This window comes from Photorhabdus akhurstii, from assembly GCF_019090985.1.
Taxonomy (GTDB): Bacteria; Pseudomonadota; Gammaproteobacteria; order Enterobacterales; family Enterobacteriaceae; genus Photorhabdus; species Photorhabdus akhurstii.
This window is the reverse complement of sequence record NZ_CP020335.1, coordinates 1,827,626-1,844,649: the sequence shown is the minus strand read 5'-3', so window position 1 is coordinate 1,844,649 and position 17,024 is coordinate 1,827,626. Positions and strand designations below refer to the sequence as shown.

At 40.6% G+C, this 17,024-nt stretch carries 14 protein-coding genes; 8 read left to right on the top strand and 6 right to left on the bottom strand.

Annotation, left to right across the window (positions count from 1 at the left end; translation table 11 throughout):
* Positions 1–89: 89 nt before the first annotated feature.
* Positions 90–1,241: an L-threonine dehydrogenase gene (yiaY, locus tag B0X70_RS08035; RefSeq protein WP_217471254.1), complete on the bottom strand. Its 1,152-nt coding sequence runs from the start codon at positions 1,239–1,241 to the stop codon at positions 90–92.
* A 297-nt stretch (positions 1,242–1,538) separates the two neighbouring features.
* Between yiaY and B0X70_RS08030 the strand changes: the two genes are divergently transcribed.
* The 3 genes from B0X70_RS08030 to B0X70_RS08020 all read left to right on the top strand — a co-directional run bounded on the left by B0X70_RS08030 (position 1,539) and on the right by B0X70_RS08020 (position 4,610).
* Positions 1,539–2,030 (top strand): YbaK/prolyl-tRNA synthetase associated domain-containing protein, encoded by a 492-nt coding sequence (locus B0X70_RS08030; RefSeq protein WP_217471253.1) that lies wholly within the window; start codon positions 1,539–1,541, stop codon positions 2,028–2,030.
* A gap of 493 nt (positions 2,031–2,523) precedes the next feature.
* Entirely contained in the window at positions 2,524–3,144 is a 621-nt protein-coding gene (locus B0X70_RS08025; RefSeq protein ID WP_036777938.1) for a beta/gamma crystallin domain-containing protein, read from the top strand.
* Between the two features lie 836 nt (positions 3,145–3,980).
* Positions 3,981–4,610 (top strand): beta/gamma crystallin domain-containing protein, encoded by a 630-nt coding sequence (locus tag B0X70_RS08020; RefSeq protein WP_217471252.1) that lies wholly within the window; start codon positions 3,981–3,983, stop codon positions 4,608–4,610.
* Between the two features lie 181 nt (positions 4,611–4,791).
* On the opposite strand, the gene gndA is transcribed toward B0X70_RS08020, so the two are convergent.
* The gene (gene gndA / locus B0X70_RS08015; RefSeq protein WP_217471251.1) at positions 4,792–6,198 is read right to left on the bottom strand and encodes an NADP-dependent phosphogluconate dehydrogenase; all 1,407 of its coding nucleotides are present in this window, start codon (positions 6,196–6,198) and stop codon (positions 4,792–4,794) included.
* 245 nt (positions 6,199–6,443) lie between these two features.
* On the opposite strand from gndA, the gene B0X70_RS08010 reads away from it, so the two are divergent.
* Together B0X70_RS08010 and B0X70_RS08005 are read left to right on the top strand one after the other, a co-directional pair.
* Positions 6,444–8,015 (top strand): TerC family protein, encoded by a 1,572-nt coding sequence (locus B0X70_RS08010; protein ID WP_036777931.1) that lies wholly within the window; start codon positions 6,444–6,446, stop codon positions 8,013–8,015.
* Positions 8,016–8,302: 287 nt separating this feature from the next.
* Positions 8,303–8,740 (top strand): GNAT family N-acetyltransferase, encoded by a 438-nt coding sequence (locus tag B0X70_RS08005; RefSeq protein ID WP_217471250.1) that lies wholly within the window; start codon positions 8,303–8,305, stop codon positions 8,738–8,740.
* Between the two features lie 134 nt (positions 8,741–8,874).
* On the opposite strand, the gene asmA is transcribed toward B0X70_RS08005, so the two are convergent.
* From asmA to apbC, 4 genes are all read right to left on the bottom strand, one after another.
* Positions 8,875–10,707, bottom strand: a complete 1,833-nt coding sequence (gene asmA, locus B0X70_RS08000; RefSeq protein ID WP_217471249.1) for an outer membrane assembly protein AsmA — start codon at positions 10,705–10,707, stop codon at positions 8,875–8,877.
* Between the two features lie 57 nt (positions 10,708–10,764).
* Complete coding sequence (gene dcd, locus B0X70_RS07995; protein ID WP_040151020.1) at positions 10,765–11,346, bottom strand: dCTP deaminase; 582 nt, start codon at positions 11,344–11,346, stop codon at positions 10,765–10,767.
* A gap of 58 nt (positions 11,347–11,404) precedes the next feature.
* Entirely contained in the window at positions 11,405–12,046 is a 642-nt protein-coding gene (gene udk, locus B0X70_RS07990) for a uridine kinase (RefSeq protein ID WP_118985326.1), read from the bottom strand.
* A 272-nt stretch (positions 12,047–12,318) separates the two neighbouring features.
* Positions 12,319–13,431 carry an iron-sulfur cluster carrier protein ApbC gene (gene apbC / locus B0X70_RS07985; RefSeq protein WP_217471248.1) on the bottom strand — a complete coding sequence of 371 codons (1,113 nt, stop codon included), beginning with the start codon at positions 13,429–13,431 and terminating at the stop codon, positions 12,319–12,321.
* A 221-nt stretch (positions 13,432–13,652) separates the two neighbouring features.
* Between apbC and metG the strand changes: the two genes are divergently transcribed.
* From metG to B0X70_RS07970, 3 genes are all read left to right on the top strand, one after another.
* The gene (gene metG, locus B0X70_RS07980) at positions 13,653–15,680 is read left to right on the top strand and encodes a methionine--tRNA ligase (protein ID WP_217471247.1); all 2,028 of its coding nucleotides are present in this window, start codon (positions 13,653–13,655) and stop codon (positions 15,678–15,680) included.
* Positions 15,681–15,811: 131 nt separating this feature from the next.
* Positions 15,812–16,240 carry a CidA/LrgA family protein gene (locus B0X70_RS07975; protein ID WP_217471246.1) on the top strand — a complete coding sequence of 143 codons (429 nt, stop codon included), beginning with the start codon at positions 15,812–15,814 and terminating at the stop codon, positions 16,238–16,240.
* Between the two features lie 2 nt (positions 16,241–16,242).
* A complete protein-coding gene (locus B0X70_RS07970) occupies positions 16,243–16,938 on the top strand; it encodes a CidB/LrgB family autolysis modulator (protein WP_036814618.1) in 696 nt (231 codons plus the stop codon).
* The last annotated feature ends 86 nt before the right edge of the window (positions 16,939–17,024 follow it).

The window sequence follows — 17,024 nt, the reverse complement described above, 5'->3', positions numbered from 1 at the left end:
AAAGGAGACGTAGACATCTACGTCTCCTTTTAATGACTGCTCCCCGCCCAATTAGGTATAGATATCTACACGAAATGAACGTTTATAAATCACATAGCAGCTTTAAAGATTGCAACAATTTCCTCGTGGGTAGCCTGAACCGGATTAGTCAAACAACATATATCTTTCAAGGCATTAGTTGCTAACTCTGGTAAATCTTCTAGTTTGACATTCAATTCAGCCAAACCAGCGGGAATGCCAATATCTTTTAATAACTTACGAATTTCAGCAATACATGCCGCAGCCCCTTGCTGATCATTCATAGCGCTTACATCTACCCCCATTGCGGCGGCGATATCTTTCAAACGCCCCGCAACTGCTTTAGCGTTGAACTCTTGAACATGCGGCAACAAAACAGCATTACATATACCATGTGGTAAATCATAAGTGCCACCCAATTGGTGAGACATGGCGTGAACATACCCCAGTAATGCACTATTAAACGCCATGCCCGCCAAGAATTGTGCATAGGCCATGTTTTCACGTGCTTCTATATTGCTCCCATCTGCAACTGCCTGGCGTAAAGAGTAACTAATCATCGAGATTGCTTTCAGTGCACAAGCATCCGTTATTGGATTAGCCGCAGTAGAAACATAGGCTTCAACCGCATGAGTCATTGCGTCCATTCCGGTTGCGGCGGTTAACCCTTTCGGCATTCCCACCATCAATTCTGGATCGTTCACAGACAAAACAGGTGTTATTTTCTTATCAGCAATGGCCATTTTAATATGGCTTTCAGTATCGGTAATGACACAGAAACGTGACATTTCTGACGCAGTACCCGCAGTCGTATTAATAGAGATTAATGGCAAATGCGGTTTAGATGAACGACCAATACCTACATAATCCCGGATATCTCCTCCATTAGCAGCGACTAACACAATCGCCTTTGCACAATCATGTGACGACCCACCGCCTAAAGAAATAACGCAATCACTATTATGCTGACGCAGAATATCCAAACCTTCCTCAACGTTAACTGTCGTCGGATTCGGATGGGTTCCATCATAGATTTCACTCTCAATATCAACATCAGATAATAGAGCTTGAACTTTTGCCGCCACTCCAATTTTACTTAAAACACGATCAGTCACAATCAATGCTCGTTTGTAACCATCAACTTTCATCGTATTTATCGCTTTAACCAAACAACCCGCACCAAACATATTTACTGATGCCATAAAAAAAGTCGTAGTCATCATTGATAATTCCTTAATATTAAAATAGTTTTAGAATGAAAATATATGAAAATTAAAATTTAAAAATCACCTAATGGAACTACAGATCATTGCTCTTGCAACAAACATAAATAATAGTTCTATTTAAACCACATAATTCAAAAAATATAAATATATACATCGGTAGAGTTAGATGATGTTTATTAAAATAGTATTTGATAATTTTCCCTATTGGTAATATATGTAATTAGCAATATAATAAATACAATAATCGATAAGATTAATATATCAATTCACAAGATTATTACTTAGGAGTTTATTTTGCCCTCTAACGAAATATTTAACCGCCTGACTGCATTACTCGATAATCATCATGCCAGCTATCGGGTGGTGGAACATCCAACCGCCGGACGTTCCGAAGAAGTTGCAAAAATCCGTGGTACGCAACTTGGACAAGGAGCAAAAGGGTTAGTTTGCCATGTTAAAGGGGAAGGATTCCGTCAATACGTACTCGCTGTACTACCTGCGGATCAACAAGCCGACCTCTCTTCACTGGCAAAACAGATCGGTGGCAACCGCGCCTCACTGGCAAGCCCTAAAGAAGTTTTTGAACTGACTCAATGTGTGTTTGGCGCTATTCCACCTTTTAGTTTCCATCCAGATCTGAAACTAGTCGCAGACCCTTTATTGTTTGAACGTTTCGATGAACTGGCTTTTAATGCCGGCAGCCTTGAACTCTCTGTGATTCTTAACACTCAAGATTATCACCGAATTGCACAACCTGAATTAGTGAGTTTTCACCGGGTAGAATAAATACCATTGCAAAAAAATGATATTTGTCAAATAGCCTATAGAAATAGGCTATTTAAGATAATATTCTAAACATATTTATTGAAAGTGGTGACTATCCTACCCTATAACGCTATATCACGAGATAAAGTCATCATTATTGCTACATTATATAAACATTAAACAGAGAGGTATAATTATCAAATACCATGAATATCTAATTATTCACTACTGAGCCATATACAAAAAATTATCAATTACATTAGGGGATAATTCCCTACCCCAATAAAGGTGTCTTTTGATAGGAATCTTCAATTATTTTTAATTTCAGAATCTTTATTTCAATTATCAGCATAAAATGACATGTCAATTATATTGGTGTTATATTGGCAACAATTTAATATGCCTATTCATTATATTTTATTAAATACAAGAACCCACACTCACTGTATTCTCATATCGCTTTCAAAAAGAAAGATGACGTTTTTTTAAAATAAAGTTTAAGGAATAGAAAAATATGACTAATAAGTTAGTTACAGGTGCAACTTTTTTCGATAGAAAATACTTTCTGGGTGAAGCGCACCATTATCCAGAAAATGATGTTATTATTCCACTGCCTTATGATCTCAACGACAGATTCCGCTCAGTAAGAGTTGGAACACTATCAAAAGTTTATGCATGGCGTCATCAGAGCGATTGTGAACCAGGTCAACGCTATCGTGAATGGGAATACGATCATCCAGATATCGATAGAGAAATTAGAGGATTATCTAAGTTCAAAGTAGCACCAAAAGATACCTGTCTAGTTGCATTAAGACTTATTGATGATACTTATTCAGGTATTAAATTCTCAATGTTCACGAATACACATTGTGTGGGTCCAGTTGAAACAACAACTGATGATGATTATGCACTGGTTGGTATACTGCCATTTGAGACCGAGTTAGTCACTGCCATTGCAATAAGAAATACCAGTACTGGAGTATATATTAATAACGGATCATTCTATTTCTATCGTGATGCAAATGGTGTTGTTACTATTGATGAGAAAGCTAATTTCCCTAAAAATCTCAGAATAGTTAATGTAGGTGGTAATCGTTTCGATATTCATATTATCAGTACCGATTTTTCTAACTAATCCGGTCATAATGTAACAATAATTAACCATTGTTTTCAGACAGGCTACGTTCTGAAAATTTAAGCAACACCGTTGCGGAATATCATTAAAAACCGCAACGGTGTATTCATTTTTGCCAATAAAATAAATTTTTAACAATCAGTTAGCCATTCACTGTTATTTGTCTTTTTTCATAAAAATTTATAACTAAAAAGTTAAATAATAATTTAACCTAAAAAAACATTAAATCAATATCCCCAAGAACAATGATCATAATCTATTTCCTTTGAGATAAATAGTTCCCTAACGATTAATTCTAAAAATTATAGAAACATCCAACCATTACATTATTGCATATTTAATTCTAGGTATTTTCATAATATTATTAATAAAAAACAATCTTATAACATCTACTCAAAACACCAAACATGAAAAATATTCACAATTAAATTGAATACCAAGCCTAAGATACAAGACTCACTAAAAGTATCAAACTCTCATATTTCAAACAGTTAGTTGGACTATATTAATATAATTATCAAGATATTATTAGGTACTTTTTAAACAGCTTTACTTTATACATTTTTATGCTAATTTTAATATTAACCTATCGAATATTATTCCTTTATTGACTGGATATATCACATCTAAAGATGAGGAACGAATAAATTATTAGTAGCAAATATCATATATAAAAAGCCAATTTGTAAAAATAGTAGAAACGAGCAAATACTATATACTTCGCATTAATACAACCAGGTATATTTCCAGAAAAGCATTACATAGGCATTTATTAGCAGAAACATTATTTCTTGGCAACCTATATATTACTTACATTAACTTTAAGGAGTAAAAGAATGACAAAAGAATTAATTACCGGCGTCACATTTTTCGAAGAGAAAAACTATCAGGGTAAGTCACATGATTACCCAGAGCTAGATAAAATTATATCGCTCCCTTCCAATCTTAACGATAAGTTCCGTTCAGTAAAAATTGGCAAGTTATCAAAAGTCCATGCATGGCGCCATTATAACGATCCAGAGAGTAAATATTATGAGTGGGTAGTCGATAATCCAGATATCGATAGAGAAATCAGAGGATTATCTAAATTCAGAATTATGCAGAAAGATACGAAACTGGTTGCACTAAGAATCATCGATGATACTCATTCAGATATAAAATTCTCTATGATTGTCAAGATATTTAATGGAGAAGAACAAGAAACAATCGACGTTAACGCAACAACAGATGATAATTATACTGTCGTTAACGAATTATTGGTACAGAAAGAGATAGTCACTTCAATTTATGTAAGAAATGTCAACACCGGAGAATATATTAGTAACGGGTCATTCTATTTTTCTTATGATGCTGTCGGTATTGCAACTGTCGATGAGGGCCTCAATTTCCCTAAAAACTTGAAGCTGGTTCATGTAGGGAATAATCGTTTTGATTTTCACATTATTAGTATTGATCCTATTGTTTAATCCGGGATTAATGTGACAATCATCACACTCAGATAAGTCATATTCTGAAATTCAGGCTACGCCGTTACGGTACATTTGTTAAAAAACCGTAACGGCATATTCCAGACGATCGCGGAAATTAAAACCGCATCATATCTGATGTGGCCTCTTCACGTTCCTGGTCAATCGATAATACTTGGGCTTATTCCATCCATTCAGTATGGAAAACCCCCTCTTTATCAGTACGCTTATAAGTATGAGCACCAAAATAATCACGTTGAGCCTGAATTAAATTAGCGGGCAATACAGCAGAACGATAACTATCATAGTAAGAAATAGCAGCGGAGAACGTGGGAGTTGGGATACCATTTTGCACACCATACGAGACGACATCACGCAGCGCTTGCTGATATTCATCAGCAATTTTCTTAAAGTAAGGCGCCAACAACAGGTTAGCAATATCCGCATTTTCGTTATACGCGTCAGTAATTTTTTGCAGGAATTGAGCACGAATAATACAACCCGCCCGGAAAATCCCGGCAATCTCACCGTAATTGAGATCCCACTGGTACTCATCAGATGCCGCTTTCAATTGCTGAAAACCCTGAGCATAAGAGACAATTTTACCCAAATAAAGCGCACGGCGGACTTTCTCAATAAATTCGGCCTTATCACCTTTAAATGGTTGTGCTTCCGGCCCGCTCAAAATTTTAGCCGCAGCCATTCGCTGATCTTTTAGAGAAGAGATATAACGTGCAAATACTGATTCTGTGATCAACGTCACTGGAATACCTAAATCCAGAGAGCTCTGGCTGGTCCACTTACCCGTGCCTTTATTTGCTGCTTCATCCAAAATCACATCAACCAAATATTGGCCTGCTTCATCTTTCTTACGGAAAATATCAGCAGTGATTTCAATCAAATAGCTACTCAATTCGCCGTTATTCCAGTCAGTGAAAATCTCAGACAGTTCTTCATTACTCAGATTTAGGGCATTCTTCAATAAAGAATAGGCTTCAGCAATAAGCTGCATATCACCGTATTCAATGCCATTGTGAACCATTTTCACATAATGGCCGGCGCCATCCGGTCCAATATAGGCCACACAAGGTTCACCTTCCGCTTTAGCCGCAATCTCTTGCAGAATTGGCGCTACCAATTCATACGCCTCTTTTTGACCGCCAGGCATGATAGATGGCCCTTTCAATGCCCCCTCTTCACCACCGGAAACCCCGGTACCGATAAAATTAAAACCTTGAGCAGAAAGCTCTCGATTACGACGGATAGTATCCTGAAAATAGGTATTACCCCCATCAATCAAAATATCACCTTTATCCAGATGTGGAGTCAGTGAAGCAATAGTTTTATCGGTTGCTTCACCAGCCTTAACCATGAGCAGAATACGGCGCGGTTTTTCCAGTGAATCGACAAATTCTTCGATAGTGTAGCTTGGAACTAATTTCTTCCCCGGATTTTCGGCGATCACTTCGTCAGTTTTATCACTTGAACGGTTAAATATAGATACGGAATAACCACGGCTCTCAATATTTAGCGCCAGATTACGCCCCATCACCGCCATACCGACAACACCAATCTGCTGCTTGGACATGAATAACTCCTGTCTGATGATAATTCTGCACACTAATAATAATTAGTATGCAATTTGTTAATGTGATCACATGTTAACTCAGGATGCGTCCTAATGGATAGTTATTGGTGCCATCGATGCCGCCACACCTCATTTTTTGGAAAAAACTTCCCAAGATGAAAAATCAACTATTGAAATTTGATGAGTCAATGCCCATTATTCATTATTCGGCATGAGCCGTCATATTAAAAGGTAAAACAAACTGTATGGAATGGATCGCTGATCCGACGATATGGGCTGGACTGGTTACTCTTATCGTTCTAGAAATTGTCCTTGGAATCGACAACTTGGTCTTTATTGCCATTCTGGCAGATAAACTTCCTGAAAAACTAAGAGACAAAGCAAGAATTACAGGTCTGAGTTGCGCATTACTGATGCGTGTCGTACTGCTTTTTAGTCTTTCCTGGCTGATAACGCTAACTCATCCATTAATTACGCTTTGGGAACATCCATTTAGCGCCCGCGACTTGATTATGCTGATAGGCGGCCTTTTCTTACTGTTCAAAGCGACGATGGAGCTGAATGAACGGCTGGAAGGTAAAGATGCCCACTCAGGACAACAGCGCAAAACATCTAAATTTTGGACGGTTGTCGTTCAGATAATTGTCCTTGATGCTGTATTCTCACTAGATTCAGTGGTTACTGCTGTTGGTATGGTAGACAACATCGGTATCATGATCGCGGCAGTCACCATTGCGATGTTCCTGATGATACTGGCAAGTAAGCCGCTGACCACTTTCGTCAATGCTCACCCGACTATCGTTATTCTCTGTCTGAGCTTCTTGTTGATGATCGGTTTCAGTCTGGTAGCCGAAGGTTTTGGTTATCACATACCAAAAGGCTACTTGTACGCCGCTATCGGCTTCTCCATTATGATTGAATCCTTAAATCAATTTGCCCAGTTTAACCGCCGCAGATTTCTTACTGCTTCCCGTTCGCTACGTGAAAGAACAGCCGAAGCTGTTTTACGTATCCTGAGTGGTAAGCATGAAAACGCAGAATTGGACAATCATACATCTAATCTGATTTCTGATAATCAGGAAGTGTTTGATCCACAAGAACGCCAAATGATTGCCAGAGTTCTGGGTATGGCGCAGCGTAACGTCAACAGTATCATGACTTCCCGTCACGACGTGGAGTACCTTGATATTCATGCACCAACCGAAAATCTGACGCAAATACTGAGTAAAAGTCCTCACACACGCATTGTGGTAACAGATGAAAATATCAGTGACGAACCATTAGGTGTTGTCCATGTTATTGATTTATTGAATCAACAGCTTAACCAACAACCTTTCGATTTACACTCGCTGATAAAACAACCGCTGATTTTCCCTGAACAGCTTTCACTACTTCAGGCATTGGAGCAGTTCCGCCAAGCACAAACTCACTTCGCGTTTGTTGTCGATGAATTTGGTTCTGTGGAAGGCGTGGTGACCTTGACCGACGTAATGGAAACTATCGCGGGTAATTTGCCGGTAGATGGCGAAGAAACTGATGCCCGCCATGATATTCAGGCGACTGAAAATGGTGGTTGGATCGCCAATGGTTATATGCCGCTGGATGATTTGATCCTTTATGTTCCTTTGCAACTGGATGAAAAACGTGAATATCAAACCTTGGCAGGTTTATTGATGGAACATTCACAACATATTCCACAACAAGGCGAGCAATTACAGATTGATAATTATCTGTTTGAACCGTTGGAAGTGACCAGTCACCGAATTAATAAGGTAAAAATCACCCCTCTGGCGTCAGAGGAAGAAAATAAAGAATAACTCAGTGTTATTGATCATTAATCATATTTGCCATCACTGAGTTTTTCCTCGGAAACAAAATAAAACCCGGTCAGTTTAAACTGTACCGGGATTTTTTTAGCCTTTGCTATCAATACTATATTCGGAACTATTATATGCGGAACTCTATGCGAATACTGTTAATGATTTATCTAACTAAATTAAATAACTTTGTATTTAGAACAAAAAATCCATAGCTTCTCAATTCAATAAACTTCATATACACTTGCCAATCAATAATATTATTCATCAATTTAAAAGGATATTACATGAATATAACCCTCGCTGATGTTGATAAAAACAATTATGAAGATGTCTGTGATCTAACAGTAACCGATGACCAGTGTGAATATGTCGCAGATAACGTGTGGTCACTGGTTGAATCAAAATTCAATCCCTCATACCAAACACGTGCAATTTGCTTAGACGATAAACCTGTCGGATTTTTTATGTGGGTGCCTGAAACAGATCAAAAGACATCAATTTGGCGATTTATGGTGGATCAACAACATCAAAATAAAGGCATTGGACGCCAGGCAATGCTGCTAGCCCTTAATGAAATTAGGCAAACAAATGGATTAAAAGAAATAGAAATCTGTTATAAGCCAAGCAACACTGTAGCAAGCAACTTTTATGCCAGTTTTGGCTTTGTTGAAGTCGGCATGGATGAAAAAAATGAAGAGATGTTAGCAATTATTAAAATTTAACTCACAAGTAGAAATTCACTTTTGTACCGAAATTGACCGCTCAGGCAACGATAAGAATTTATTTAAGTATCTGGTTAAGCATAATAGTCAATTAACCAGAATTGAACGGTCAAATCAGGCATGAGCTAATACAGCTAATGACTGCTACGTTCAACCCAATCGTTAATAGCCTGCTTTACCTTGTCCTCCAACTCATTACGTAGCAGTTGTTCAATATCCAAATTGTATTGCAGATTATCCCAATGACCATAAACTCTCAGTGGTACTTTCATTTTTCGCAGACGGCTAACCAATTCATTATCTTTGCCCCATCCTTGTGTTACCTGTACTTTTAAAGCGACATCAACATTTTGTTTAAGTATATTAGCCTTACCCTGTCCATCAATATTTAGCAGATCAGATACCGCATGAAGTCGACTGATTTTTATATCACCTCGATTCAGTACCGCTTTAACATCAAGCTTTTTGGCACGGGTAAAGTTATCCATATTATCAGTAATATTCACTTTATCCGTTGCACGAGCAACAGATTGCTGGACTAATTGTGCGATATTTAATCCATACATTTTGGCATTAACTAAACTGAAATTAAGATCACCCTGCCAAATATGCGAAATCGCATAACCATCATATCCTTTACCAGAAAGATCCCCATTCAGATTGAATTTACCACTAAATGCCTGTGGTAAAGAAAATGCTTTGAGTACCGGTTCCAGTTCTATATTCCGCAGCAAAGGTTTTGCGTGTAACTTAAGTTGATTACCCGTTGCATCTAAAAAAACCGGAATAGAGAAATCACCACCAAATAATTTGCCATTCAGAGTAGAAATTTCAGCGACACCACTATTACTTGTCGCTTTCAATATCAGGTTATCGATCTCCATTCCTCGATAAACAAACTTATCCGCATTAATAATCACATTAGCATTAAAATCATTTAGGAACGTGGCGCTATAATCAGTCTGGGCAGAGCTTGAAACAGCGATCACCGGTTTAGCCGAACTATTCTCTACCCGGTAATAACGTTTAACTTCTGAGCCTTCTTTAGGAAACAAGTCCCATCCCATCAGATTATCTAGATTCAGTTTTTGGGAAGATAAGTCGATCTGATAATCCGCGTGAGCCCCCAACATGGCTTTTATACTGCCATGCAGTTCACTCTCATTAGCGGTGAAACTCAACATCTGTAAAGAAACGATTTGCGGTTCATCTGCCGTCTCTTTTTGATAAACAGCATGTACTTTTCCTGAACCACTAATTCCCCCCGTAGGTATACCCGCGCCCTGGAATTGATAATCAAAAGAGTCAATATTACCAGCAACACGATATGGATAATCAGTAATATCAACATCAGCATTAAGATTAAAAGCCAGTTCTTGCTGATTCTTACTGACTTTGCTACTTAACTCCACGCTGATATGGTTTTGGTTATCCCGCGCCATCAGCAGATTAATATCGCGGACATTTAACTGCTCATGCTCATCACGCTGCCAAATAAGCAAACTATCCACGACTTTAATTCTGGCAATATCAAGCTTCCAACCCTCCCCCTTCGCAACAGAATTGGCCGCACTCCCTTTTGGTGCAATAGGGATATTCTCTTTTTTCTGAGATTGACTCTCTGGGGTTACTCTCAATATCGCCCCTTTCAGCATCACCTCTTTCACAGCAAGTTGATGAGAAAGAAGCGGCCACAACTCCACATCAAGACGCATATTTTCTGCCGTCACTGTTGGCTGAGCCGCTCCTGGGGCCGTTAATGACATACGCCCGGTAATAATGCTCAGTTTTGGCCAGACATGCCAGCGCATACCATCTTGCAGGACGAGTTGGTAGCCACTCTTCTTTTGCACCTGTTTGACCATATAAGCACGAAAGTCATTCGGGTTCACCAACATGACTAATGCTGCCAGACCGGTAATAATCACGACCAGCAAAATAATCAGTGTCGTCAGTAATCTCTTCATGACTTCCTCCGCTTTTTTGTCAAAACAGTCAATGCAACTCAATAGCCGATAAAAATATTAATCTTCATCAATACGACTACCCACCGCACCCTGTTGGTTTTTATACTTCGCGTCTTGACGACGGTTATACGGACGGTCTGCGGAACCAGACAATGGTTCAAAACTCAAAGCGCCGATGACCATGCCCGGACGTAACGCCAGAGGCAATTTACCGGAGTTATAGAATTCGAGAACAATCTGACCATGCCAACCAGGATCAATCCGATGTGCCGTCACGTGCACCATCAACCCAAGACGAGCAAGAGAAGAACGGCCATCAAGCCAGCCCACCAAATCGTCCGGCAATGTGACGGATTCCAGCGTAACAGCCAGTGCCAACTCGCCAGGATGGAGGAAAAAAACCTCATCGTCAGACAGGATAATTTCATCACTCATCACACGATCAAGCGCAGCGCTGACCTCATCTTTCGGGCCACTCAAATCAATATATGCCGCAGTATGACCACAGAAAACACGAAACTGATTCCCAAGGCGCACATCAGCAGTTGCCCCGTTAATGCGTTCAATCGGCGGACGTGGAGCAATGATCAATTTACCTTCATCAAGCCATTTAATTATGTCGCGGTCACAGAGTCGCATTATTTCCTCTCAAATACGATGATGCTTATCAATTCAATGCCTGACAAGCAAAGTTTTATTATTCGCAGAACTGACCAATTTTGGCTTTCAATATATCAATCGCTACTCGGTTTTTACCCCCGCGCGGCACAATAATATCTGCATATTGCTTTGATGGTTCAATAAATTGCAGGAACATTGGACGCACAGTTTTATGATATTGCTCAATCACCGAATCCAGAGAGCGTCCCCGTTCATGCACATCCCGTTTAATACGACGCATAAGGCAAATATCCAGTGGCGTATCAACAAAAATAGAGAAGTCCATCTCCTGACGCAAGCGTTTATCAGTCAATAACAAAATACCCTCTAGGATAATAACTCTTTTCGGCGCAAAATGAATCGATTCTAGTTTACGTGTATGGGCAACATAATCGTATTGTGGTAATTCAATTGATTCACCCATTTTCAGCGCTTGCAGGTGAGAAAAGAGCAGATTGTGATCCATTGAGCTTGGATGGTCATAATTAGTCTTATAACGCTCTTCCATTGATAGATTGCTCTGATCTTTATAATAGCAATCCTCTGGTATAATACCGATATTGTGATCACCAACCTGAGCGCGTAATTCACGATAAAGTGTATTAGCAATGAGACTTTTACCTGAGGCAGATGCACCAGAAATTCCTACAATTGTGCACTGATATGCTTCGTCAGCCATAATAGAGATAACCTGATTCTAGAAAAAAATGGGAACAAAGCACTTATGAGTGCTAAGTTTGGCGAGATTATAGGGAGTTAATGGTATCTGTTCCAGTGTAAACAAGATAAGTCTCATTTTTTTCGAAGCGTTTCGCATAAAAACGATGTAACAAGGGAAATCGTAACGAGGGAAATCGGACAAGCATACTTATTCCCCATACAAAATCTCCCCATGCAAAAAGCGGGCAATGAAAACATCCATCGCCCGCTATCATCAATCAAATACCCGCATTAAACGGCACGGAATGAGATTTCTGTTGGTATCTTCTCACCTTGCCAATACATCTGCGCTGAAATATTCGCGGCAATTTCGCGATAAATATCCGTGAATTCACTATCAGGATCACTGATAACCGTTGGCTGACCACGATCCAGATCTTCACGCAGTGAAATATGCAGAGGGATTTGTCCCAATAATTTACAGTGATATTTAACCGCCAATTTTTCTGCCCCACCCGTACCAAAGATAGGTTCCGAATGACCACAGTTGCTGCAAACATGCACACTCATGTTTTCGACAATCCCCAATACAGGCACCTTCACTTTCTGGAACATGACGATACCTTTCATTGCGTCAATCAAAGCAATATCCTGAGGCGTTGTTACCACCAGCGCCCCCGTTACCGGGATGTTTTGTGACAAAGTGAGTTGAATATCACCGGTCCCTGGTGGCATATCGATAACCAGATAATCAAGATCCGGCCATAATGTATCCTGTAACATCTGCATCAATGCTTTACTAGCCATTGGGCCACGCCATACCATTGCATTATCGTCTGTTACTAAATAACCAATAGAGTTAGTGGCAAGGCCATGCGTCATGATCGGCGCCATATGCTGCCCATCAGGGGAAGTTGGGCGCTCTTTGGAGGTTCCCAACATACTCGGAACAGAAGGGCCGTAGATATCTGCATCAAGAATACCGACCTTTGCCCCCTCTTGAGCCAATGCCAGCGCCAGGTTTACGGCGGTGCTGGATTTACCCACCCCGCCTTTACCTGAGCTGACAGCCAAAATATTACGGACGCCATTAATTCCCGGCAGATCATTAGCACGACGTAATGTGCTGATATCATGGATCAATTTCCATGCCACCGATTTTGCGCCAGTTACCGCCTGTAATTTTTCCGTTGTCGCCGCTTTTAACGCTTTAAAGCCGCGTTGCCAGACAAACGGCATCAGTAATTCAATGTGCAAAACACCATCAAGCATCGTACAGTGATGTAAAGCTTTCAGTGTTATCAAATCACGTTCTAGTGTCAGGTGTGTAAAAGCAGCAAGTATTTTTGTTACCTGAGATTTCAGCAGGTCAGGATTGGTCTGCTCGGGGGATTGTGAGTTCATCCCGGCTCCTTTAATGATTATCATTAGCTAAAAACCATCTCTCCATCATAACAGAACCCAATGCGTTCAGATAAGATTGGCGACAAAAACCCGCTTCCCGTTCACTGATTCGATTTTTATCCAACAAAACGCACTAAGATTGAGCCTTACCCTAGCGACAATTTTTTTAATCGGTTAACATCAAACTTCCTTTTTCACTTATTGGAAGTCAGATCCTTACTATGTCTCAAGTCGCAAAAAAATTATTGGTGACGTGCGCGTTGCCATATGCTAACGGTCCAATCCATCTCGGTCACATGCTGGAACATATCCAAGCAGATATTTGGGTCCGTTTTCAGCGAATGCGCGGCAAAGAGGTTCACTTTATCTGTGCCGATGACGCTCATGGAACGCCAATCATGCTGAAAGCTCAGCAAATGGGTATTGCTCCTGAAGAGATGATCGCCACGGTGAACCAAGAGCATCATCAGGATTTTACTGGCTTTTCGGTGAGCTACGATAACTATCACTCTACGCATAGTGAAGAGAACCAAGCGTTCTCAACGAAAATCTATCTCGAACTGAAAAAAAACGGCCATATTAAGAATCGTACTATTTCTCAGTTATACGATCCTGAGAAGAATATGTTTCTGCCGGATCGCTTTGTCAAAGGTAGCTGCCCGAAATGTAAGGCAGAAGATCAGTATGGCGATAACTGTGAAGTTTGCGGTTCGACTTACAGTCCGACTGAACTAATCAGCCCCCGTTCTGCCGTCTCCGGTGCGACGCCAGAAATGCGTGAAACAGAGCACTTCTTCTTCGATCTGCCCGCATTCAGTGACATGCTGCAAGCCTGGACCCGTTCCGGCGCATTACAAGAACAAGTTGCTAACAAAATGCAGGAATGGTTTGAATCCGGTTTACAACAATGGGATATCACCCGCGACGCCCCCTATTTCGGTTTTGAAATTCCTGATGCGCCGGGCAAATATTTCTATGTTTGGCTGGATGCCCCTATTGGGTATATGGGTTCTTTCCAAAACCTGTGTGACAAACGCGGCAATCTAAGCTTTGATGAGTTCTGGGCAAAAGATTCCACTACCGATCTATATCACTTTATCGGTAAAGACATTGTTTATTTCCACAGCCTGTTCTGGCCGGCCATGTTGGAAGGCAGCGGTTATCGTAAGCCAACCAATGTGTTTGTTCACGGCTATGTCACCGTCAACGGCGCGAAGATGTCCAAATCCCGTGGTACTTTTATTAAAGCCAGCACTTACTTGGATCATCTGGATGCAGACTGTTTGCGTTATTACTATGCAGCCAAACTCTCTGCTCGCATTGATGATATCGATCTGAATCTGGAAGATTTTGTTCAACGTGTTAACAGCGATATCGTTAATAAAGTTGTTAACCTGGCCTCCCGTAATGCAGGCTTCATTAATAAACGCTTTAACGGCAAGCTGGCGGATAAACTGGCTGATCCGGCGCTTTACCAACAGTTTATTGATGGGGCCAAGGTGATTGCAGAAGAGTTTAATAACCGCGAATTCAGCAAAGCAATCCGCGAAATCATGGCACTGGCTGATTTGGCAAACCGTTATGTGGATGAGCAAGCGCCGTGGGTGGTAGCAAAAGAAGAAGGTCGTGATGCCGAGCTTCAAGCTATCTGTTCAATGGGCATCAATCTGTTCCGCGTTTTGATGACTTTCCTGAAACCCGTTTTGCCAAATCTGGCAGAACGCGCAGAGGCTTTCTTAAATACAGAACTCACCTGGCATGGTATTGAACAACCGTTGCTGGATCATCAAGTTTCTGCCTTTAAGGCGCTGTTCAATCGTATTGATATGGATAAAGTGAACGCTATGGTTGCAGCATCTAAAGAGAGCATCAACACACCACAAAAAGTCAGCGGTCCACTGGCGGAAGATCCAATTCAAGACACGATCACCTTCGATGATTTTGCCAAAGTTGATATGCGCGTCGCCCTTATTAAACAGGCTGATTTTGTCGAAGGCTCGGATAAGTTGTTGAAACTGATGCTGGATCTGGGTGGCGAAACCCGCCAGGTATTCTCTGGTATCCGCTCCAGTTATCCTGATCCAAAAGCGCTGGAAGGCCGTTTAACCATTATGGTAGCCAATCTGGCGCCACGCAAAATGCGCTTTGGTATTTCGGAAGGGATGGTTATGGCGGCTGGACCTGGTGGAAAAGATATCTTCTTACTCAGCCCTGACAGCGGCGCCCAACCCGGTATGCAAGTGAAATAATAGTCAATTTATTTCATTAATATTTTTACCCACGGGGATCAGCAATGGTCCCCGTTTTTTTGGTGTGATCTATGGCACATTCCCAAGGTTAATTGTATGATGAATACCTCACCAGAATTAGGAATTTTGTTATGTCGTTTCGTGAAGTACTGATTATTGGTTGGCAGTACCTGCGAGCATTTGTTCTGATTTATTTGTGTTTGCTGACAGGTAATGCCATTTCTTCCCTATTACCCATCATTATTCCCGGCAGTATTATCGGCATGTTGATATTGTTCGTTTTATTAGCTTTTCAACTAATTCCTGCTCATTGGGCAAAACCAGGCTGTAGTCTGTTACTAAAAAATATGACTTTGTTGTTTCTGCCTATCGGCGTCGGCGTGATGAATTATTACGATCAACTCAGCCAACAGATAGTTCCGATTGTTTTTTCATGTCTGATCAGTACCGTAATCGTTATGATTATCGTGGCTTACAGTTCCCATTATGTTCATCGTGAACGCCCGATTATAGGTTCCGCATCAGAAGTTAAGAGTGAACAACAAAGACAAGAGAAATAAAAATGTTAAGTCACATTTGGTGGTCGCTGCCATTAACATTAGTTGTATTCTACACCGCAAGAAAACTGTCGCTACGATTCAAAATTCCTATTCTGAACCCCTTATTGGTTTCTATCGCCATCATTATTCCAATATTGTTAATAACCCACACGTCCTATGAACACTATTTTGCCGGCAGCCGAATTCTAAATGATCTACTCCAGCCCGCCGTGGTCGCGCTGGCATTTCCTTTATATGAGCAACTACACCAGATCCGTGCCCAATGGAAATCCATTATCAGCATCTGTTTTATCGGCACTATTGTCGCTATGGTGACAGGCACTGCTATTGCCTTGTGGATGGGAGCAACACCTGAAATGGCCGCTTCGATATTACCTAAATCCGTCACAACACCAATAGCAATGGCAGTAGCTGATGCCATTGGCGGTATTCCGGCAATCAGCGCTGCTTGTGTTATTTTCGTCGGCGTTTTCGGTGCAATATTTGGTCATAACCTGTTCGATCTGTTACAGGTAAAAACCAAAGCGTCCCGCGGTTTAGCAATGGGAACAGCATCACATGCTTTGGGTACTGCCCGCTGTGCAGAAGTTAATTTCGTTGAAGGCGCATACAGCTCATTGGCATTGATGACCTGCGGTATCATTACTTCACTAACAGCTCCCTTTATATTCCCAGTGTTGTTATACCTATTTAGCTAGTTTAGCTGTTAGGAAATTTGATATTAATCGCTTGATTACCCACTTCAATTACATAAGTCTCATTCATCTATATGACATTTATCACA

What these genes read in the sequence shown, in the direction of transcription:
- yiaY (WP_217471254.1), bottom strand. Translation starts at nt 1,241, where the DNA reads ATGATGACTACGACTTTTTTTATGGCATCAGTAAATATGTTTGGTGCG.
- B0X70_RS08025 (WP_036777938.1), top strand. Translation starts at nt 2,524, where the DNA reads ATGACTAATAAGTTAGTTACAGGTGCAACTTTTTTCGATAGAAAATAC.
- B0X70_RS08020 (WP_217471252.1), top strand. Translation starts at nt 3,981, where the DNA reads ATGACAAAAGAATTAATTACCGGCGTCACATTTTTCGAAGAGAAAAAC.
- gndA (WP_217471251.1), bottom strand. Translation starts at nt 6,198, where the DNA reads ATGTCCAAGCAGCAGATTGGTGTTGTCGGTATGGCGGTGATGGGGCGT.
- B0X70_RS08010 (WP_036777931.1), top strand. Translation starts at nt 6,444, where the DNA reads ATGGAATGGATCGCTGATCCGACGATATGGGCTGGACTGGTTACTCTT.
- B0X70_RS08005 (WP_217471250.1), top strand. Translation starts at nt 8,303, where the DNA reads ATGAATATAACCCTCGCTGATGTTGATAAAAACAATTATGAAGATGTC.
- asmA (WP_217471249.1), bottom strand. Translation starts at nt 10,707, where the DNA reads ATGAAGAGATTACTGACGACACTGATTATTTTGCTGGTCGTGATTATT.
- dcd (WP_040151020.1), bottom strand. Translation starts at nt 11,346, where the DNA reads ATGCGACTCTGTGACCGCGACATAATTAAATGGCTTGATGAAGGTAAA.
- udk (WP_118985326.1), bottom strand. Translation starts at nt 12,046, where the DNA reads ATGGCTGACGAAGCATATCAGTGCACAATTGTAGGAATTTCTGGTGCA.
- apbC (WP_217471248.1), bottom strand. Translation starts at nt 13,431, where the DNA reads ATGAACTCACAATCCCCCGAGCAGACCAATCCTGACCTGCTGAAATCT.
- metG (WP_217471247.1), top strand. Translation starts at nt 13,653, where the DNA reads ATGTCTCAAGTCGCAAAAAAATTATTGGTGACGTGCGCGTTGCCATAT.
- B0X70_RS07975 (WP_217471246.1), top strand. Translation starts at nt 15,812, where the DNA reads ATGTCGTTTCGTGAAGTACTGATTATTGGTTGGCAGTACCTGCGAGCA.
- B0X70_RS07970 (WP_036814618.1), top strand. Translation starts at nt 16,243, where the DNA reads ATGTTAAGTCACATTTGGTGGTCGCTGCCATTAACATTAGTTGTATTC.